Annotated in this window: 15 protein-coding genes; 11 read left to right on the top strand and 4 right to left on the bottom strand. The window is 72.8% G+C overall.

Going from position 1 to position 19,567, the window contains the following annotated elements:
- Positions 1-63 precede the first annotated feature (63 nt).
- On the top strand, positions 64-1,794 hold the full coding sequence (locus AB0F04_RS29565) for a DUF6350 family protein (protein WP_362046827.1): 1,731 nt from the start codon (positions 64-66) through the stop codon (positions 1,792-1,794).
- 4 nt (positions 1,795-1,798) lie between these two features.
- Here the strand turns inward: AB0F04_RS29565 and AB0F04_RS29560 are convergent, their stop codons facing one another.
- Positions 1,799-2,587, bottom strand: a complete 789-nt coding sequence (locus AB0F04_RS29560; RefSeq protein ID WP_362046824.1) for a hypothetical protein — start codon at positions 2,585-2,587, stop codon at positions 1,799-1,801.
- 305 nt (positions 2,588-2,892) lie between these two features.
- Between AB0F04_RS29560 and purN the strand changes: the two genes are divergently transcribed.
- Together purN and purH are read left to right on the top strand one after the other, a co-directional pair.
- The gene (purN, locus tag AB0F04_RS29555; RefSeq protein ID WP_362046822.1) at positions 2,893-3,531 is read left to right on the top strand and encodes a phosphoribosylglycinamide formyltransferase; all 639 of its coding nucleotides are present in this window, start codon (positions 2,893-2,895) and stop codon (positions 3,529-3,531) included.
- Entirely contained in the window at positions 3,528-5,090 is a 1,563-nt protein-coding gene (gene purH / locus AB0F04_RS29550; protein ID WP_362046819.1) for a bifunctional phosphoribosylaminoimidazolecarboxamide formyltransferase/IMP cyclohydrolase, read from the top strand. Before purN ends, purH begins: the two co-directional genes overlap by 4 nt.
- Before the next feature lie 56 nt (positions 5,091-5,146).
- Here the strand turns inward: purH and AB0F04_RS29545 are convergent, their stop codons facing one another.
- From AB0F04_RS29545 to AB0F04_RS29535, 3 genes are all read right to left on the bottom strand, one after another.
- Positions 5,147-5,320 carry a hypothetical protein gene (locus AB0F04_RS29545; protein WP_362046816.1) on the bottom strand — a complete coding sequence of 58 codons (174 nt, stop codon included), beginning with the start codon at positions 5,318-5,320 and terminating at the stop codon, positions 5,147-5,149.
- Positions 5,321-5,485: 165 nt separating this feature from the next.
- Entirely contained in the window at positions 5,486-7,222 is a 1,737-nt protein-coding gene (locus tag AB0F04_RS29540; RefSeq protein WP_362046813.1) for a serine/threonine-protein kinase, read from the bottom strand.
- Between the two features lie 657 nt (positions 7,223-7,879).
- Positions 7,880-8,458 (bottom strand): hypothetical protein, encoded by a 579-nt coding sequence (locus AB0F04_RS29535; RefSeq protein WP_362046811.1) that lies wholly within the window; start codon positions 8,456-8,458, stop codon positions 7,880-7,882.
- 275 nt (positions 8,459-8,733) lie between these two features.
- Between AB0F04_RS29535 and AB0F04_RS29530 the strand changes: the two genes are divergently transcribed.
- From AB0F04_RS29530 to AB0F04_RS29495, 8 genes are all read left to right on the top strand, one after another.
- Positions 8,734-9,588, top strand: a complete 855-nt coding sequence (locus AB0F04_RS29530; RefSeq protein ID WP_362046808.1) for a bifunctional methylenetetrahydrofolate dehydrogenase/methenyltetrahydrofolate cyclohydrolase — start codon at positions 8,734-8,736, stop codon at positions 9,586-9,588.
- 226 nt (positions 9,589-9,814) lie between these two features.
- Positions 9,815-10,471 carry a DUF3017 domain-containing protein gene (locus AB0F04_RS29525; RefSeq protein WP_362047181.1) on the top strand — a complete coding sequence of 219 codons (657 nt, stop codon included), beginning with the start codon at positions 9,815-9,817 and terminating at the stop codon, positions 10,469-10,471.
- Between the two features lie 385 nt (positions 10,472-10,856).
- Positions 10,857-12,149 carry a DUF2690 domain-containing protein gene (locus tag AB0F04_RS29520; protein WP_362046805.1) on the top strand — a complete coding sequence of 431 codons (1,293 nt, stop codon included), beginning with the start codon at positions 10,857-10,859 and terminating at the stop codon, positions 12,147-12,149.
- A gap of 380 nt (positions 12,150-12,529) precedes the next feature.
- Positions 12,530-13,519, top strand: coding sequence for a malate dehydrogenase (locus AB0F04_RS29515; protein ID WP_351642747.1), 990 nt, complete (start codon positions 12,530-12,532; stop codon positions 13,517-13,519).
- Between the two features lie 250 nt (positions 13,520-13,769).
- On the top strand, positions 13,770-15,290 hold the full coding sequence (locus AB0F04_RS29510; RefSeq protein WP_362046802.1) for an aldehyde dehydrogenase family protein: 1,521 nt from the start codon (positions 13,770-13,772) through the stop codon (positions 15,288-15,290).
- A 115-nt stretch (positions 15,291-15,405) separates the two neighbouring features.
- Entirely contained in the window at positions 15,406-16,938 is a 1,533-nt protein-coding gene (locus AB0F04_RS29505; protein WP_362046799.1) for a GMC oxidoreductase, read from the top strand.
- 32 nt (positions 16,939-16,970) lie between these two features.
- The gene (locus AB0F04_RS29500; RefSeq protein WP_362047178.1) at positions 16,971-18,041 is read left to right on the top strand and encodes a glycine betaine/L-proline ABC transporter ATP-binding protein; all 1,071 of its coding nucleotides are present in this window, start codon (positions 16,971-16,973) and stop codon (positions 18,039-18,041) included.
- On the top strand, positions 18,041-19,567 hold a 1,527-nt coding region (locus tag AB0F04_RS29495), incomplete at its 3' end, for an ABC transporter permease subunit (protein ID WP_362046796.1). The genes AB0F04_RS29500 and AB0F04_RS29495, both read left to right, overlap by 1 nt.

Genomic DNA, 19,567 nt, shown 5'->3' with positions numbered 1-19,567 from the left:
GTATTTTTAGCGACACAGCGAGGGTTCGCCTGTTACGCCGGTAAAGCGCGTGTCGTTGGGAGCATGGCGGTCGTGAACGAGATGACCCCTCGCCGACGTTCGCCGTCACCCCTGCTCACCCGGATGCGCCACCGTTCCCCCGGACTGGGCGACGGCTTCATGGGGGGTGCGCTCGCAGCGGGCCTCGGGCTCGCGTCGTTCGCCGTGCTCGTGACGCTGCTGTGGATCAGCTCGCCGTACCCGGACAGCGGGCCCGGCGGCGCCATGCACGTGGCGGCGGCGCTCTGGCTGCTGGCCCACGGCGTCGAGTTGGTCCGCACCGACACGCTCTCCGGCGTCCCCGCCCCGCTCGGCCTGTCGCCTCTGCTGCTGCTCGCACTGCCGGTGTGGCTGCTGCACCGGGCGGCGCGGGACGCCACGGACGGTGGAGGCGGGGCCGAGGGCGACGACCTCGGGCAGTACGCCGAGGGAGTCGTGATCCCGCCCCTGGTCTCCGCCCGCACCGCGTGGGCGGGCGTGGTCCTCGGCTACCTCGCCGTCGCCGCGCCCGCAGCCCTCTACGCCGCGGGCGGTGCGCTGCGGCCGTCGTGGGTGTGGACGGGGGTGTGCGTTCCGCTGGTCGCCGTCGTGGCGGGCGGAGCGGGCGTGTGGTCGGCGTACGGTCGTCCCGGCCGGCCGCTGCGGCACCTGCTGGGCGTGCTGCCGCCGGGAGTACGCCCGCTGGTGCTCGGTCCGGGCAGGCGCCCGGGCCTCGCCGTCCGGGCCGCGGCGGCCGGGACGGCGGTACTGCTCGGGGGTGGCGCGCTGCTGGTGGTGGTGTCGCTGGTCTGGCACGGTGCGACCACCCAGGCGGGGCTGCTCCGGCTGACCGAGGGGTGGTCGGGGCGGTTCGCCGTACTGCTGCTGTGCGTGGCCCTCGTCCCGAACGCGGCGGTGTGGGGCGCCGCCTACGCCCTCGGCCCCGGCTTCGCCCTCGGCGCGGGCCATGCGGTCGGCCCGCTGTCCTCGGCACCGGCTCCGCTCCTGCCGCCGTTTCCGCTGCTGGCGGCGGTGCCGGAGGCCGGGCAGGGGACGCCGGCGTACTGGGCGGTGGGGGCGGTGCCGCTGGCCGCCGGGGTGGTCGTGGGCTGGACGGTGGCGAAGGGGGCGGCCTCCGGGGAGCGCGGCGGGACGCGGCCGGGTGGTCCGCGGGCCGCGCCGTGGCCGGCCGGCCGCACCGTCCGTGCCGCCGTACTGGCGTCGGTCCTGTCCGCGGCCGTGCTCGCGGGACTGGCCGCGCTGTCGGGCGGCCCGCTCGGTTCCGGCGTGCTGTCCCGCTTCGGCCCCGTGTGGTGGCAGGTCGCCGCCGCGACGCTGGCCTGGCTGGGCCTGCCGGCGATCCCCACGGCGGTGGGAGCCCGGGCCTGGCGGTGCCGGACGCCCGGGCCGGGCGAGCCGATGACCGGCGGACAGCGCAAGAAGGCGGCCGCAGGGCGGCCCCGGAAGGGCGGCGGCCGCGGCCCGTTCACGCCCACCGCAGCAGCGGGGACCGCGGGGGTGGCCGGGGGCACGGAAGCCGCCGAGGATGCTCGGGGAGGCGATGCGCCCGGTGGCGACGGAGGCGGCATCGCCCCGGACGGCCGCTACGCTCCCTGCGCCCCCTACACGTCATGGGAGTACGACGCCCTGCAGGACCGTGACGGGGACTTCGAGCTCTACGACTTCCTGACGCCCGGCCCGGGCCGGTACGAAAGCCCCGCCCCGTACGAGATGCCGGCCCCGCCCGACCGGCCCTTCCCGCCGGAGAACCCCTGAAGCGTCAGTCGTTCGTCCCCAGCACGCCGCGGAGCTCCTCCGGCAGAAGCCTGGAGCAGGACTGCTTCGCCTCGTTGGTGAGGGCGTCGTTGGTGCACGTGTAGTAGTCGCGGTAGACCAGCTGCGCCGTGAAGGACGCGGCGACCAGCGCGATCGCCAGGGACGCCGTGACCAGGCCGCTCACCGCGGCCGTCGTCTGCGGGCGGCCGCCGCCCTGCTGCTCCGGGGCGGGGGAGTCCGGGTCGGCCTTGCGGGGCCCCGCGCGCAGGGAGCTGATGGCCCAGTAGAGGGCGAGCGCGCCGAGCAGCAGCGCAACGTAGGGCCAGCTGAAGAGGGCGAAGAAGAAAGCCCACATGCCCGACAGCAGGGCGTAGCGCGCCCGGCGCTGCGCGGGATCCGTCGGGTCCCAGCGCGGGTTCGGGCCGCCGCTCTTGGGCCCGCCGCCCTGGCCCTCGGGCCCGCCGCGGGGACGCTCACCGAAACCGCCGGGGGAGCGGCCGGGCTGCTGGTCGCTCCACTGGCTGCCCCAGGAGGAACGGCCGCCGTCCTCGCCGTTCGACGAGTCCTCTCCCGACGGGCGTCGCGGCTGCCAGGGCCGGTCCGGCGTGCCCTCGGGCGGCGCGGCGAAGGGGTTGTCCTCCTGGGACCCGCGGCCCTTGCGGTCCTCGCCGTCGCCGCCCGAAGGCGCGTCGGGCGGCGAGCTGGGGCGCTCCCGCAGCAGCACGGCGCCGCGCTCCCCTCCCTGCGGCGACGGCTGGGGGAACGTGAGGAGTCGCAGGCTGCGGTCCGGCATCAAGTGAGCGTCTTCCCGTTGGTGAGGAGGAATGAGTGGACGGAACGGAACGGCGTCGGACCCGGGTCCGTCACCTCCTGAACGCACCACGCCCGGACGGCGTTCCCGAACCGGATCCGTCCAGACGCTACCTTCCGGCCCCGCCCCCGTCCCGTGGGGGCTGTCCGGTGTGCCGGTATCGTTGCTGACGGTCGGCCGGTTCGTAGGCTTCCCCGTATCCGGGGACGCAAAGCATTCGTATGAATGCACAAAGCGTTGCGTGCCGTCCACCCCGGACAGACGCTCCCCCGAGAAAGGCCTCCACCGTGGCCGCCAATCCCGTGGCCCTGCGCGCCAAGCGCCTCGTCGTGCTGGTCTCCGGATCCGGCACCAACCTGCAGGCGCTGCTCGACGAGATCGCCGCCGCCGGCGCGCAGGCCTACGGGGCCGAGGTCGTGGCCGTCGGCGCGGACCGCGAGGGCATCGAGGGGCTGGTGCGTGCCGAGCGCGCGGGGCTGCCGACCTTCGTGTGCAAGGTCAAGGACCACGGCAGCCGCGAGGAGTGGGACGCAGCCCTCGCCGAGGCCGTCGCCGCGCACGAGCCGGACCTCGTCGTCTCCGCCGGGTTCATGAAGATCGTCGGCAAGGAGTTCCTCGCGCGGTTCGGGGGGCGGTTCGTCAACACCCACCCCGCGCTGCTGCCCAGTTTCCCGGGAGCCCACGGCGTGCGGGACGCGCTCGCGTACGGCGCCAAGGTCACCGGCTGCACCGTCCACTTCGTCGACGACGGCGTCGACACCGGGCCGATCATCGCGCAGGGCGTGGTGGAGATCCGGGACGAGGACGACGAAGGCGCTCTCCACGAGCGCATCAAGGAAGTCGAGCGAAGGCTGCTCGTCGAGGTCGTGGGGCGCCTCGCCCGCAACGGCTATCGCATTGAGGGACGAAAGGTAGTTATCCAGTGACCGCCGAGAGCAACAAGCGGCCCCTTCGCCGGGCGCTCGTCAGCGTCTACGACAAGACCGGTCTGGAAGAGCTGGCGCGCGGGCTCCACGAGGCCGGGGTCGAGCTCGTCTCCACCGGCTCCACCGCCGCGAAGATCGCCGCTGCCGGCGTCCCCGTCACCAAGGTCGAGGAGCTCACCGGCTTCCCCGAGTGCCTGGACGGCCGCGTGAAGACGCTGCATCCGCGCGTGCACGCCGGCATCCTCGCCGACCTGCGCCTGGACAGCCACCGCGAGCAGCTCGCCGAGCTGGGCGTCGAGCCGTTCGACCTGGTCGTCGTCAACCTCTACCCGTTCCGCGAGACCGTCGCCTCGGGCGCCTCGCCCGACGAGTGCGTCGAGCAGATCGACATCGGCGGCCCCTCGATGGTCCGCGCCGCCGCCAAGAACCACCCCTCGGTCGCGGTCGTCACCAGCCCGGCCCGGTACGCCGACGTGCTCAAGGCCGTCCAGGGCGGGGGCTTCGACCTCACCACCCGCAAGCGGCTCGCCGCCGAGGCCTTCCAGCACACGGCCGCCTACGACGTGGCCGTCGCCTCCTGGTTCGCCTCCTCCTACGCGCCGGTCGACGAGTCGCAGTTCCCCGACTTCCTCGGCGCCACCTGGGAGCGCGAGCACACCCTGCGCTACGGCGAGAACCCGCACCAGCCCGCCGCGCTCTACGTCTCCGGCACCGGCGGCCTCGCCCAGGCCGAGCAGCTGCACGGCAAGGAGATGTCGTACAACAACTACACGGACACGGACGCCGCCCGCCGCGCCGCGTACGACCACGCCGAGCCGGCCGTCGCGATCATCAAGCACGCCAACCCCTGCGGCATCGCCGTCGGCGCGGACGTCGCCGAGGCGCACCGCAAGGCGCACGCGTGCGACCCGCTGTCGGCGTTCGGCGGTGTGATCGCGGTCAACCGCCCGGTCAGCAAGGAGATGGCGGAGCAGGTCGCGGAAATCTTCACCGAGGTCATCGTCGCGCCCGGCTACGAGGACGGGGCCCTGGAGGCCCTCACGAAGAAGAAGAACATCCGCGTGCTGCGCTGCGCCGACGCGCCCTCCGCCCCCGTCGAGGTCAAGCCCATCGACGGCGGCGCGCTGCTCCAGGTCACCGACCGCCTCCAGGCCGACGGCGACGACCCGGCCCACTGGACGCTGGCGACCGGTGAGGCGCTGAGCGAGGCCGAGCTGGCCGAGCTGGCGTTCGCGTGGAAGGCCTGCCGCGCGGTGAAGTCCAACGCGATCCTGCTCGCCAAGGACGGTGCCTCGGTGGGCGTCGGCATGGGGCAGGTCAACCGGGTGGACTCCGCGAAGCTGGCCGTGGAGCGGGCCGGTGCCGAGCGTGCCGCGGGTGCGTACGCCGCGTCCGACGCGTTCTTCCCCTTCCCGGACGGCCTGGAGATCCTCACCGAGGCCGGGGTGAAGGCCGTGGTGCAGCCCGGCGGTTCCGTCCGTGACGAGCTGGTCGTCGAGGCCGCGCAGAAGGCCGGCGTCACCATGTACTTCACGGGGACGCGGCACTTCTTCCACTGAGCCCGGCGGCGGAGCGGGCCGGCGTCAGAGCCGGCCCGCTCCGTACCGCGTGGGACTCAGCCGTCGACCTGGTACCGCCCGATCTCCACTGCCGTGCCGTCCGTCTGCGACGTAGCGGTCACCGCGGTGGACAGGGACGGCGTGCCGGCGGCGAAGGCGGGGGCGGCGAACAGGAGGGCCGGGGTCAGGGCGGTACTCGCGACGATCAGTGCACCGCGCGTGAGTCTCATACGTGAACTGTCTTCAGGCGAGAGGGATCCGGAGAATCCGGGTCGGGTACAGGACGGGTGCCATGGCCGCAGGTGCGGGCACGCGGCATTCCCGGCGGTTGTGTGGGTCAGCGCCGAGGACCGGCGGGCTTCGGTCTGTGCCGCTGCCGGGGCGGTGGCCACAGCTCACTTCGCACTGCGCAGTGCGGCCCACGTCTCGGGTCCGACCTTGCCGTTCGGGTTCAGTTCCCCGGCCCGCTGGAACGCCCGCACCGCCGCGTCGGTGCCCTTGCCGAACCGGCCGTCCCCGTCCCCGTCCCCGCCGCCCAGGTCGTAGCCGCGTCGGGTCAGCATGCACTGCACCTGCACGACACGCGGGCCGCTGTCGCCGCGACGGGTGAGTTCGGTGCCGGAGTAGGAGGTGCACTCGGAGAGCCAGGGCGGGGTGGCGGACTGCGTCGCGGTACTGGTGGAGGTGGGGGCCGGTGCGTCGCCGCTGTCGGTATCGCCGTTGCCGGAGGTCGCGGTGGCGCCACCGTCGGGGGCGGTCCCCGCTCCGCCGGCACCGCCCGCCGGCCCGGAGGCACCGCTGTCGGCGTCCTCCCCTGCCCCCGCCCGCGTGCCTGACTGCTTCTCTTCGAGGGCCGAGGGCGAGGCGGAGGAACTGGGCGGGACCGATGCAGGTCCGTCGAGGTGGGTGACGTCGGCGGAGGCCCTCGGCGAGGAGATCGCGCTGTGGTCGCGCTCCGGGCGAAGGAGGAAGAAGGCGCCCGCGGCCACCGCCGCCGTGGCCAGGACGGCCGCGACGGCGAGCCAGGTCGCCTTTCGCTCACGGCGGTCGGCGTGATCGCCGGTGGGGGACACGGCCGGGGCGGAGGGCGTGTGCTGAGCGGGCCGAGTCGCAGGGCGGCCCTGCCGTCCCGGCGGCGTCGGTGCGCGGAAGCGGCTGGTCCCCTCGGTGGCGGAACGTTCCAGCAGTTCACAGGCCTGCTGCCGGGTGAACAACCGGGTGGCCAGCGGCTCCTGCCAGGAAGGAGTGGCGCCGTCGCCACGCGCCGCGGCCGTGTCGATCAACTGCCGCGGGGTGGGCCGCCCGGACGGGTCCTTGGCGAGGCAGGCGGACAGCAGCGCGGTCAGCGCGGGGTCGGCGGCCGTCAATCCGGCCATGACCTCTCGTCTGGGCTCTTCGAAGGCGACCCGGTGCATGACGTCCACGCCCGTGCCGTCGCCGAAGGGGGCGCGCCCGGTCGCGGCGTAGACGATCGTGCAGGCGAGGGAGAAGACGTCGGAGGCGGTGTCGCAGCGGCCTTCGCGCAGATACTCGGGCGCCATGTAGGCAGGCGTGCCAACCCGGTTGCCGGACGTGGTGATCGAACTGCTGTCGACGGCCCGCGCGATGCCGAAGTCGATGACGTGCGCGCCCCGCGACGACAGGATCACGTTGGACGGCTTGAGATCCCGGTGCACGACCCCGGCGGCGTCCAGCGCCGACAACGACCGCCCCAGCTCTGCCACCAGCCGCCACACCCCGGCGGGCTCGAGGGCGCCGCACTGGCGGACGGCGTCGGCGACGCTGAGGCCGGGCAGGTACTGCGCCGCCATCCACAACAACTCGTCCTCGAACCCGCTGCCGAGCAGGTGAGGCGCGTGCGGCGTACGCAGCCGCGTGTGCAGGGAGGCCTCCCGCTCGAAACGACGCCGGAACCGGGGGTCTTCGGCGTACTCAGGGCGGATGACCTTGACCGCGGCGAGAGTGGGGGTGTTGTCGGCGGGGCGGGCGAGGTAGACGCGGCCCATGCCGCCGCTGCCGAGCAGCCCGAGGGGTAAGTAGGGCCCGATCCGCTCCGGGTCCCTGGAACGTAAAGGGCTCGCGCCGGCCTGCTCCAACGTGGCGTTCCCGGACGCCGGGGAGAGCGGTGGCATCGGCCGTTGGTCTGACATGGGTCCCCCGATGTGCTGCGGTCAAGCAACGAGCAATCGCACGGCAGTTTGACCGAAGGCTACCGTCCACCCGAACGATCCGCCGGGGGTCCGACGGGCCGCGGATCACTTGTGTGGTGGGGTACATGCGCAGTCAGCCGTGAACCGAGCCGGCCTGGTTGTCCCTCGGAGCCCAGGTCGCTCGCGTAGCCCCTCGCGCTGAGCTTGATGTTCCAGCCGCAGCCGGGGGTGCGATCCAGCACAGGTAGCGGCCCGTGCCGGGATGGACTCGGCGGGCGGAACGCCCCGGCCGGTGCGGAGTTCGGAGGCGCCGTACGTGGCCGCGGAGACGTTCGTGTTCGCGCCCGAGCCGCTGCCACCGCTGTTCCCGCCACCGGCCCGGACGCTGCTGCCGTGGACGAGGGCGGCCAGGGCCGTCAACGCCCCGGCCGGGACGGCCGCGACGGACCTGCGGCGCAGGCGGCGACGGGCGGGGCGCAGACGGGGCAGGCGGCCCGCTGTACAAGGTGCTCTCTCCCCGGGCCTGAACAGCTACCACCGTCGGACTGGGGCGAAGCACCAGGGCCGTGCCCCCCTCGTACGGGTGAGACACGGCCCTTGGAAGTGTGGGGCGTGAACCGGTCCTGCCGGCCGGCCCGCTCAGTAGCGGGGGCGGTTGAACCAGGCCTTGCCGTTGGCGTTGCCGACGAACACCGCGACCAGGACGGCCAGGACGGTGTGCACCAGGCCGACGAGGATGAAGGGGTAGATGCCGAGGACCGCCGTGATGATGGCGAAGACCAGGATCGTGACCCGGGCGCCGTTGCCGCCGTTCTTGAACTTCGTCGCCAGGACGGCCGCGAACACCAGCCAGGCCAGGCCGAAGACCACGTAGCCCCAGATCACGCCGGTCGAGTTGCCGACCAGGTCCTGGAAGGCGGTGTCGTTCTTGAGGGACTCCTCGTCCTTCGCGGCGTTCAGGGCCGCGGCGGCGAAGGCGAAGACGGCGATGCCGACGACCTGGAGACCGACGATGACCCACATCATCACGCGGGCCGCGCCCACCGAGCCGGGCATCGTGGTCGGCGCGGCGGGGCCGCCGTAGGGGGACACCGGAGGGGCCTGCGGGTAGCCGTAACCGGGAGCCTGCCCCTGGTCCTGCGGGTAACCGTAGCCCGGCTGCTGCGGCTGCTGCCCCTGGGGAGCGCCGTAGGGGTTGTTCGGGTCGCCGTAGCTCATGGGGGACTTTCCTCCGTTGGTCCTGGTGCGGGGACGACGCGTGACATCCGCACGGAGGAAAACCTTCAGTATTGCGACCGTCCCCCCGTTGAGCTGCCCGCGGCACTTGTCGGCTCATCGTTCTGCACCACTGACCGGCTTGTCCAGCCGCATTCCCGATGTGTTGTGCAAGTGCAACATCGCTGATCATGGGCGGATACGGGGCGAGGGGCCCCGCGGTGCCCGGATTGCGGTCGGATTGGAACCGTGGCGGGGTCATCCGCGAGGATGGGGCCATGACCGCCCAGATTCTCGATGGCAAGGCCACCGCAGCCGCGATCAAGTCCGATCTGACCGCCCGCGTGGCGGCGCTGAAGGAGAAGGGCGTCACGCCCGGCCTCGGCACGATCCTGGTCGGGGACGACCCCGGCAGCCAGAAGTACGTCGCCGGCAAGCACCGCGACTGCGCGCAGGTGGGCATCGCCTCCATCCAGCGCGAACTGCCCGCCACGGCGACCCAGGAGGAGATCGAGGCGGCCGTCCGCGAGCTGAACGAGGACCCGGCCTGCACCGGGTACATCGTGCAACTGCCGCTGCCCAAGGGCATCGACGAGAACCGCATCCTCGAACTGATGGATCCGGACAAGGACGCGGACGGACTGCACCCGATGAACCTGGGGCGTCTCGTCCTCAACGAGCCCGCCCCGCTGCCCTGCACCCCGAACGGCGTGCTGACGCTGCTGCGCCGCTACGGCGTGGAGATCAAGGGCGCCGAGGTCGTGGTCGTCGGACGCGGGGTGACCATCGGCCGGCCGATGCCGCTGCTGCTCACCCGCCGCAGCGAGAACGCCACCGTGACGCAGTGCCACACCGGCACCCGTGACCTGTCGGCGCATCTCAAGCGCGCGGACATCATCGTGGCCGCGGCCGGCTCCGCCCATCTGATCCGTGCCGAGGACGTGAAGCCCGGCGCGGCCGTCCTCGACGTCGGCGTCTCCCGCAGCGCCGAGGGCAGGATCGTGGGCGACGTCCACCCCGACGTCGCCGAGGTCGCCGGCTGGATCTCCCCGAACCCCGGCGGAGTCGGCCCGATGACCCGTGCCCAGCTGCTCGTCAACGTGGTCGAGGCGGCGGAGCGCAGTGCCGGCTGAGCACAAGGCCCCGGGCGGGCACGACGCCGCGGCTGGACGCACGAGCCCCGGCGCGCACAGGGTGCCGGGCGGGCACCAGCCGACGAGCGGGCACGAGTCCGGCGGGCGCACGGCGCCGGACCGGCACGAAGCCGCGAGCGGGCACGAGTCCGGCGGGCGCACAGCCCCGGACCGGCACGAAACCGCGAGCGGGCATGAGTCCGGCGGGCGCACATCGCCGGAGGACCTGCACGACAGCGCAAGCGGGCACGAGGCCCAGGGCGGGCACGAGGCGCCGGGGCACGACGCCCCGGGCGGTCACGAGGCGCCGGGCGGGCGCGAGGCCCCGGGCGGGCACGAGGCCCAGGGCGGGCCCGAGGCGCCGGGGCGCGACGCCCCGGGCGGTCATGAGGCGCCGGGCGGGCACGAGGCCCCGGGCGGGCACGACGCCCCCGAGGAGCTCACCGTCCGGGACCCCGTCAGCGCGCCCGATGCCACCGGGCGGCCGCGGCGGGCCACCCGGCGTTTCCCGCTGTTCACCCGGGACACCGCTCGGCCCGAGGGTGGCGGCCGGGCCGCGCCCGGGGACGCTCCCGCGCCGGCGCGGCAGTGGCCCGTGCTCGCCGTGCTGGGGCTGACGGGGGTCGGGCTGCTCGTGACCGCGTTCGGCCAGTTCCGGATCGGGACGCTGCTGATCGGCGTCGCCCTGCTGGGCGGCGGCGCGATGCGCTGGCTGCTGCCGGACGTCGGCATGCTCGCCGTCCGCTCCCGCTTCACGGACATCGTCACCTACGGCCTGATGGGCCTGGTGATCGTCATGCTGGCGCTGATGGCGCAGCCGAAACCGTGGCTGCAGATCCCGTTCCTGAAGGACACCCTGCATTTCACGGTCACCAGCGAATGACGTCGACGGCGGCCCGTCCTCTCCCCCGAGGAAGGACGGGCCGCCGTCCACGACCCACCCTCCTGCACCGCGAACGGCCTGTTCAACGGCTGTCAGTACGCTGTGGCACGGAAGTGACAGTTCCGGTACGTCTCGCTTCCGATACCACACAAAGTGGTGCGACAGCGGGGTTGGCATGGACAATCGGGACGGTCCAGGGTGTATCGCGCGCGGTCACCACGCTCCAGTGCGCCCCTCGTCAGGGAACTGAGATCCTGACTGGGCGCATCCCTGTGGGTATCCAGAACGGGGACTCGGCCGAGGCCACCACGCGCGGGGCGAACAGCGCGAGAAATATCAGCACGTTTCGGGGGGAAGAGGGGGAGCAATGCCTCGTTGGAAGGCCTTGCCGGATGAGCTCGATCCGCAGATCAGGGAGTTCACCAGCCAGCTGCGCAGGCTCGTGGACCGCGGGGGACTGAGCATCGCGTCGGTCGCGGACCGCACGGGCTACAGCAAGACGTCGTGGGAGCGTTACCTGAACGGCCGGCTGCTCGCCCCGAAGGGCGCGATCGTGGCCCTGGCCGAGGTCACCGGCACCAACCCCGTGCACCTCACCACCATGTGGGAGCTCGCCGAGCGTGCCTGGAGCCGCTCGGAGATGCGGCACGACATGACGATGGAGGCCATCCGCATCTCCCAGGCGCGCGCGGCGCTCGGGGAGTTCGGCGGGCAGGACTTCAGCGACCCCTCGGCCGGTGGCAAGGCGGCCTCGGCGGGTGACGGCAGGGCGGCCTCCGCGGGCGGCGGCAGGCCCGCCCGCAGAAGTGGCGGGACCGCCGTCACCCCGGGCATCGCGGGACCGGCCGGTGTGGCCCCGACCGTGCCGTCCCAGCCGACGGCCCCGGAGGTCCAGGACTCCACCGGCTCGGATCTGCGGGAGAGCGGCCGGTCCGCCGAGCCCGAGGTCAACTCGTGGGGACTGGCCGGATACCAGGGCCCGTCGCCGGCGAGCGGGCGCTCCGGCGGGTCCGGCGCGGACAGGGCGTCCCGGCCCGGCCCGGGTCCCGGCACCTCCGCCGGGTCGCCCGGTGGCCCCGGCCGGACTTCCGGCGCCAAGGCGGGCGCGTACGGCGAACCGCAGGACGCCGTGCCGTCGAGGGCCGGCGCACCGGGCAATCGCCGTACGGCCTCTGCCTCCGCCGGGGGCAGGAAGCGGACGGGGACCTTCGTCGCGGGTGTCGTGGGCGTGCTCGTGGTGATCGCCGGCGCGTTCTACCTCACCGGCGGCGGTGGCGGCGACGAGGCCAAGGGCGGCGCCGCGTCGCCCTCGCCGACCGTCAGCAGCGACCCGAAGCTGCCGCCCGGCGTGAAGTGCAGCGGCGCGGACTGCACCGGCAAGGACGCGGAGGCCATGGGGTGCAGCGGTGACCTGGTGACCACCGCGCAGACGGCGACCGTCGGCACGGCCACGGTCGAGGTCCGTTACAGCAAGACCTGCAAGGCCGCCTGGGGACGTATCACGCAGGCCGCCCAGGGCGACGAGGTGCAGATCAGCTCGGGCAAGGCGAAGCAGACCGGCAGCATCACCGCGACCGGGGACAGCATCGCCTACACCCCGATGGTGGCCGTGAAGAGCGCCGCCGACGCCAAGGCCTGCGCGACGCTGACCGCCGGACAGCAGGGCTGCACCGACTGAGAGGGCGACCGGGCCGCACCCGCCGAACGGGCCGGGCGGAGAAATTGCGGAAAGGTGGAATGCCCGCCGGGATCCGGGGCACGTGAACCGTACCCCCACGGGAGTCCGGCATGGTCGGTATCCCCCCAGGCGGCCGCTTCCGTCCTCCTCTCCCGGACGGGCGGCCGCCTTTCGCGTGAGGGCGGGCACGTGCGTTCGGGCCGGACGCGTGGTGGGCCGGGCCACACCGGGGTTGTGGGCTGGGCCACACCGACCCGGACGTCCGGGATCCCGGATGCGCGATAGCCTGACGGCTGGATGGATCTCTTGACGCCAAGAGATCGATCAAACGTCCGGGGCAGGGACCCCGCCCCACCGCCAGCTGTCATACGGAGAACGCCATGACCCGCACTCCCGTGAACGTCACCGTCACCGGCGCGGCCGGCCAGATCGGTTACGCCCTGCTCTTCCGCATCGCCTCCGGTCAGCTGCTCGGCGCGGACGTGCCGGTGAAGCTGCGCCTGCTGGAGATCACGCCGGCCCTGAAGGCGGCCGAGGGCACGGCCATGGAGCTGGACGACTGCGCGTTCCCGCTCCTGCAGGGCATCGAGATCACCGACGACCCGAACGTCGCCTTCGACGGCGCCAACGTCGGTCTGCTCGTCGGCGCCCGCCCGCGCACCAAGGGCATGGAGCGCGGTGACCTGCTGGAGGCCAACGGCGGCATCTTCAAGCCGCAGGGCAAGGCCATCAACGACCACGCCGCGGACGACATCAAGGTCCTGGTCGTCGGCAACCCGGCCAACACCAACGCCCTCATCGCCCAGGCCGCCGCGCCGGACGTACCGGCCGAGCGGTTCACCGCGATGACCCGCCTGGACCACAACCGCGCGCTGACCCAGCTCGCGAAGAAGACGGGCTCGACGGTCGCCGACATCAAGCGCCTGACCATCTGGGGCAACCACTCCGCCACCCAGTACCCCGACATCTTCCACGCCACGGTCGCCGGCAAGAACGCCGCCGAGGTCGTGAACGACGAGAAGTGGCTGGCCGAGGACTTCATCCCGACCGTCGCCAAGCGCGGTGCGGCGATCATCGAGGCCCGTGGCGCGTCCTCCGCCGCGTCGGCCGCCAACGCCGCCATCGACCACGTCCACACCTGGGTCAACGGCACCGCCGAGGGCGACTGGACCTCCATGGGTATCCCGTCGGACGGCTCCTACGGCGTCCCGGAGGGCCTGATCTCCTCCTTCCCCGTCACCACCAAGGACGGCAAGTACGAGATCGTCCAGGGCCTGGACATCAACGAGTTCTCCCGCGCCCGGATCGACGCCTCCGTCAAGGAGCTCGAGGAGGAGCGCGAGGCGGTCCGCGGCCTCGGCCTCATCTGACCGGAGCCGCTCGGAACTCCGTACGCAGGCCCCGCACCGGTTGTCCGGTGCGGGGCCTGCGGGCTTTCCCCGGTCGGTGAGGCGATTCTCGACACCTTTTGTTCCTGTTTGTCCACATCTCCCGTGACACAGCGCACTTTCGGCCATCGACGCGCATGCATCCGAGGGAGTAGGGCAGGCGAACTCGGTCTCTTAGTGACACGAATGTGACACAGGGGCGCTGATCAGGAACGGAAGGCGAAGAGCGATCATGGCGGAAAGTACCGAACTTCAGGCGCGTGAAACCATCCATGCGGGAGGAGAGTGGCGGGCGGCCACCTCCGGGGCCACCCGCGAGATCCTCGACCCCGCGGACGCCCTGCCCTTCGCCGTGGTCGCGGAGGGCGACGAGAAGGACACCGATCTGGCGATCGCCGCCGCCCGGCGCGCCTTCGACGAGGGCCCCTGGCCGCACACGCCCGTCACCGAGCGGGCCGCGCTGCTGAGGCGCGTCGCCGACCTGCTCGTGCGCGACCGCGAGAAGCTCGGCCGGCTGGAGGCCCAGGACGCGGGCAAGACCGTCGAGGAGGGCCGCGTCGACATCGACTGTGTCGCCGACGCCTTCCGCTACTTCGCCGACCTGGTCGCCGGCGAGGCCCCCGGCCGGGTCGTGGACGCGGGCTCGCCCGACATCCACAGCGTCGTCGTGCACGAGCCGATCGGCGTCTGCGCGATGATCACGCCCTGGAACTACCCGCTGCTCCAGGCCAGCTGGAAGGTCGCCCCCGCCCTCGCCGCCGGCAACACCTTCGTCATCAAGCCCAGCGAGATCACGCCGATGACGACGATCGCGCTCATCGAGCTGCTCGTCGAGGCCGGACTCCCCGAGGGCGTCGCCAACATCGTCACCGGCCCCGGCCACTCGGTCGGCGCACGCCTGTCCGAGCACCCCGACGTCGACCTGGTCTCCTTCACCGGTGGCCTGATCAGCGGCACCAAGGTCGCCCAGGCCGCGGCCCCGAGCGTCAAGAAGGTCGCCCTCGAACTCGGCGGCAAGAACCCCAACGTCGTCTTCGCCGACGCCTGCGCCACCGAGGAGGGCTTCGACACCGCCGTCGACCAGGCCCTCAACGCCGCCTTCATCCACAGCGGCCAGGTCTGCTCGGCCGGCGCCCGCCTCATCATCGAGGAGTCGGTCCGGGACCGCTTCGTCACCGAACTCGCCCGGCGCGCCGAGAAGATCCGCCTCGGCCGCGGCACCGAGGACGGCGTCGAGTGCGGCCCGCTCGTCTCCGAGCAGCAGCGCGCCAAGGTCGAGATGTACGTCGAGTCCGCCCTCAAGGAGGGCGCGGTGCTGCGCTCCGGCGGCAAGCGCCCCGAGCCGTCCCCGCAGCGCCCCGAGAAGGGCTACTTCTACGAGCCGACCGTCCTCGACCACTGCCACCGCGAGATGCGCGTCATCCGGGAGGAGGTCTTCGGGCCGGTCCTCACCGTCGAGACCTTCCGCACCGAGGACGAGGCCGTCGCCCTCGCCAACGACACCGAGTACGGACTCGCGGGCGGCGTCTGGACCTCCGACCCGGGCCGCGCCCGCCGCGTGGCCGGGCGGCTGCGCCACGGCACCATCTGGATCAACGACTTCCACCCCTACCTGCCGCAGGCGGAGTGGGGTGGCTTCGGCAAGAGCGGAGTGGGCCGCGAGCTGGGCCCCGCCGGCCTCGCCGAGTACCGAGAGACCAAGCACGTCTACCAGAACCTCGCTCCCCAGCCGGTGCGCTGGTTCGCGGGCTGACCCCCGTCCCCCGCCGGGCCGCCGACATCCCATCCCGGGCTGACCCCCACACCCCGGGCTGAACGTCCCCGTCCCCCGAGCCCGTTCACTTCATCCCCACTGGAGCAAGTACGCCATGTCCCACACCAGTCATGAGTACGACTATGTCGTGATAGGCGGCGGAACCGCAGGTTCCGTGATCGCCTCCCGCCTGACCGAGAACCCGGACGTCACCGTCGCCGTCATCGAGGGCGGCCCCAGCGACGTCGGACGCGATGACGTGCTGACCCTGCGCCGCTGGATGGGCCTGCTCGGCGGCGAGCTCGACTACGACTACCCGACCACCGAACAGCCACGCGGAAACTCACATATCCGGCACAGCCGGGCCCGCGTCCTGGGCGGTTGCTCCTCGCACAACACCCTGATCGCCTTCAAGCCGCTGCCCGCCGACTGGGACGAGTGGGAGGAGGCCGGCGCCAAGGGCTGGGGCGCGGTGCAGATGGAGGCGTACTTCGCCCGGCTGCTCAACAACATCGTCCCGGTCGACGAGAAGGACCGGAACGCCATCGCCCGCGACTTCGTCGACGCGGCCCAGGAGGCCCTGGGCGTGCCGCGCGTGGAGGGCTTCAACAAGAAGCCGTTCACCGAGGGCGTCGGCTTCTTCGACCTCGCCTACCACCCCGAGAACAACAAGCGGTCCTCGGCGTCGGTGGCCTACCTCCACCCGGTGATGGACGAGCGGCCCAACCTGACGATCCTGCTGGAGACCTGGGCGTACAAGCTGCAGCTGGACGGCGACCGCGCCGAGGGCGTGCACGTGCGCACCAAGGACGGCGAGGAGATCCTCGTCAAGGCGCGCAACGAGGTCCTGCTGTGCGCCGGTGCGGTGGACTCGCCCCGCCTGCTGATGCACTCCGGCATCGGCCCGAAGGCCGACCTGGAGAAGCTGGGCATCCCCGTCACGCACGACCTGCCGGGCGTCGGCGAGAACCTGCTCGACCACCCCGAGTCGGTCATCGTGTGGGAGACCAACGGCCCCCTCCCGGAGAACTCCGCGATGGACTCCGACGCGGGCCTGTTCGTGCGCCGCGACCCCGAACTGGCGCACCCCGACCTGATGTTCCACTTCTACCAGATCCCCTTCACGGACAACCCGGAGCGACTGGGCTACCAGCGGCCGGAGTTCGGCGTCTCCATGACCCCGAACATCCCCAAGCCGAAGAGCCGCGGCCGCCTCTACCTGACCAGCGCCGACCCCGAGGTCAAGCCCGCCCTGGACTTCCGCTACTTCACCGACGAGGACGACTACGACGGCAAGACCCTCGTCGACGGCATCAGGATCGCCCGCGAGATCGCCAAGACCGAGCCGCTGGCCGGCTGGCTCAAGCGCGAGGTGGCCCCCGGCCCGGACGTCACCGGTGACGAGGAGCTCAGCGAGTACGCCCGCAAGGTCGCGCACACCGTCTACCACCCCGCCGGCACCTGCAAGATGGGCGCCGCAGACGACCCGTCGGCCGTCGTCGACCCCGAGCTGCGCATCCGCGGCCTGGAGGGCATCCGCATCGCCGACGCTTCCGTGTTCCCCACGATGACCACCGTCAACCCGATGATCGGAGTCCTCATGGTCGGTGAGAAGGCCGCCGAGCTGATCGGTGGTGGTTCCAAGTGACCGCGACCCTCGAACCCCCCACGGAGCAGATCATGGACACCGCCCCCGTCTTCTCGGTGGAGGGACTGTGGAAGGTGTTCGGCCCCAAGGCCGACCGCGTTCCCGGCGACCCCGAGCTCACCGCGCTCGACCCCGCCGAGCTGCGTGCGCGCACCGGCTGCACCGCCGCCGTCCGGGACGTCAGCTTCGACGTGCGCAAGGGCGAGGTCTTCGTCGTCATGGGCCTGTCCGGCTCCGGCAAGTCCACGCTGGTGCGCTGTCTGACCCGGCTGATCGAGCCCACGGCCGGCACCATCGCCATCGACGGCGAGGACGTCCGCGCCATGGACCGCTCCCGGCTGCGCGAACTGCGCCGCCACCGCGCCGCGATGGTCTTCCAGCACTTCGGCCTGCTGCCGCACCGCTCGGTCCTCGACAACGTCGCCTACGGCCTGGAGATCCAGGGCATGGGCAAGGCCGAGCGGCGCGAGCGGGCCGCCGAGGTCGTCGCCAAGGTCGGTCTGGAAGGCATGGAGCACCGCCGCCCCGGCCAGCTCTCCGGCGGCCAGCAGCAGCGTGTCGGCCTCGCCCGCGCGCTCGCCGCCGACCCCGAGGTCCTGCTCTTCGACGAGCCGTTCAGCGCGCTCGACCCGCTGATCCGGCGGGACATGCAGGAGGAGGTCGTCCGGCTGCACCACGAGGAGGGCCGCACGATGGTCTTCATCACGCACGACCTCCAGGAGGCCCTGAAGCTGGGCGACCGCATCGCCCTGATGCGCGACGGCCGGGTCGTCCAGTGCGGCACGCCCGAGGAGATCGTCGGCGCGCCCGCCGACGACTACGTCCGCGAGTTCGTCCGGGACGTCCCGCGCGAGCAGGTCCTCACCGTCCGCACCGCCATGCGCCGCCCCACGGCGGACCAGGACGGCAGCGGACCGGCCGTGCGCCCCGACGCGACGGTGTCCGAGGCGATCGAGGCGGTCGCCCGCGCCGGTGCCCCGGCCCGGGTCGTGGACGAGGGCCGCTGCGTGGGCGTGGTCGACTCCGACACGCTCCTCGGTGTCGTCGCCGGGACGGAGCAGCCCGCTCCGCCCGGGACGCGGCAGCCCAAGGAGGCGGTGTGATGGCGACCATCACCGCGTCCCCGCCGCGCGTCGGCCTGCCCGCCTTCCTCAAGCACCGGGCCGTCCACAAGCTGCTGCTGCTCGCCGCCGCCGCCGCGATCCTCGTCCCCCTGGCCAACGCCCGCTGGGCGAGCGGCAGCTGGCCGGCCGCCCTGACCGTCGACTTCTCCCAGCCGCTCGCCAAGGCCAGCGACTGGATCATCGACAACCGCGACAGCCACCCGCTGTTCCTCTACTTCTTCGGCCACGTCAGCAACGTCGTCGTCATCGCCGTACGGGCCGTCTACCTCACCCTGCTGGCCGTCGGCTGGGCGGGCGTCACGGCCATCGGCGCGCTGGTCGCCTGGCGCGTGGCGGGTGTGAAGCTGGCGCTCGGCACGGCCGCCGCGTTCCTCACCTGCGGGCTGCTCGGCATGTGGGTGCCGACCATGCAGACCCTCGCCCTGATGGTCGTCGCGGTCCTCGCGTCGGTCGTCGTGGGTGTGCTGCTCGGGCTCGCCGCCGGTCTGTCCGACCGGATGGACCGCGTCCTGCGCCCGGTCCTGGACACCATGCAGGTGCTGCCCGCCTTCGCCTACCTGCTGCCGGTCGTGCTGATCTTCGGCATCGGCGTCCCGGCGGCCGTCCTGGCCACCGTCATCTACGCCGCCCCGCCCATGGCCCGCCTGACCTCGCTCGGTCTGCGCGGCGCCGACAAGGGCGTGCTGGAGGCCGTCGAGTCGCTCGGCTCCACCGCGCGCCAGCGCCTGCTGACCGCCCGGATCCCGCTGGCCCGCAAGGAACTCCTCCTCGGCGTCAACCAGACGATCATGATGGCGCTGTCCATGGCCGTCATCGCGGCCGTCATCGGCGCGGGCGGTCTCGGTGACCGCGTCTACCAGGCCCTGGCCTCGGTCGACGTCGGCGCCGCGCTCGCCGCCGGCATCCCGATCGTGCTGCTGGCCGTCGTCCTGGACCGCGTCACCGGCGCGGCGGGGGAGAAGCTCGGCGCCGAACCCGAGCCGCACAGCGGCCGCGGCTGGCTGTTCGCCCTGGCCGGCGTCGTCGTCGTGGCGGTCGCCGGGCGGCTCGCGGGCCGTCTCGACTGGCCCGACTCCTGGGTCGTCGGCATCGCCGAGCCCGTCAACCGCGCCGTCGACTGGATGACCGCGCACCTGTACTCGGGCGTCCCCGTCGTCGGCGGCACCGCCGACTGGGCGGGCCACTTCACCACCTGGGTCCTCGACCCGATGCGCGACGGCCTGCAGGCGCTGCCCTGGTGGGGCGTCCTGCTGATCGTCGCCGCCCTGGCCTGGGTCATCGGCACCTGGCGCACCGCGCTCACCGCCGTCCTCGCCATGGCCGCGATCGGCGTCCTCGGCGTCTGGAAGCCGTCCCTGGACACGCTGTCCCAGGTGCTGGCGGCCGTCGCCGTCACCCTGGTCGTCGGCTTCGCCGTCGGTATCGCCGCGGCCCGCAGCGACCGTCTGGAGCGGGCGCTGCGCCCGGTCCTCGACGTGTTCCAGACGATGCCGCAGTTCGTGTAC

It is taken from the genome of Streptomyces sp. NPDC029041, assembly GCF_040637515.1.
GTDB lineage: Bacteria > Actinomycetota > Actinomycetes > Streptomycetales > Streptomycetaceae > Streptomyces.
The sequence above is the reverse complement of the archived record's forward strand: the minus strand, read 5'-3'. Positions and strand labels throughout refer to the sequence as shown.

Coding starts and splice junctions, on each gene's coding strand:
- AB0F04_RS29565 (WP_362046827.1), top strand. CDS start 64: ATGGCGGTCGTGAACGAGATGACCCCTCGCCGACGTTCGCCGTCACCC.
- AB0F04_RS29560 (WP_362046824.1), bottom strand. CDS start 2,587: ATGCCGGACCGCAGCCTGCGACTCCTCACGTTCCCCCAGCCGTCGCCG.
- AB0F04_RS29545 (WP_362046816.1), bottom strand. CDS start 5,320: ATGAGACTCACGCGCGGTGCACTGATCGTCGCGAGTACCGCCCTGACC.
- AB0F04_RS29540 (WP_362046813.1), bottom strand. CDS start 7,222: ATGCCACCGCTCTCCCCGGCGTCCGGGAACGCCACGTTGGAGCAGGCC.
- AB0F04_RS29535 (WP_362046811.1), bottom strand. CDS start 8,458: ATGAGCTACGGCGACCCGAACAACCCCTACGGCGCTCCCCAGGGGCAG.
- AB0F04_RS29530 (WP_362046808.1), top strand. CDS start 8,734: ATGACCGCCCAGATTCTCGATGGCAAGGCCACCGCAGCCGCGATCAAG.
- AB0F04_RS29515 (WP_351642747.1), top strand. CDS start 12,530: ATGACCCGCACTCCCGTGAACGTCACCGTCACCGGCGCGGCCGGCCAG.
- AB0F04_RS29510 (WP_362046802.1), top strand. CDS start 13,770: ATGGCGGAAAGTACCGAACTTCAGGCGCGTGAAACCATCCATGCGGGA.
- AB0F04_RS29505 (WP_362046799.1), top strand. CDS start 15,406: ATGTCCCACACCAGTCATGAGTACGACTATGTCGTGATAGGCGGCGGA.
- AB0F04_RS29500 (WP_362047178.1), top strand. CDS start 16,971: ATGGACACCGCCCCCGTCTTCTCGGTGGAGGGACTGTGGAAGGTGTTC.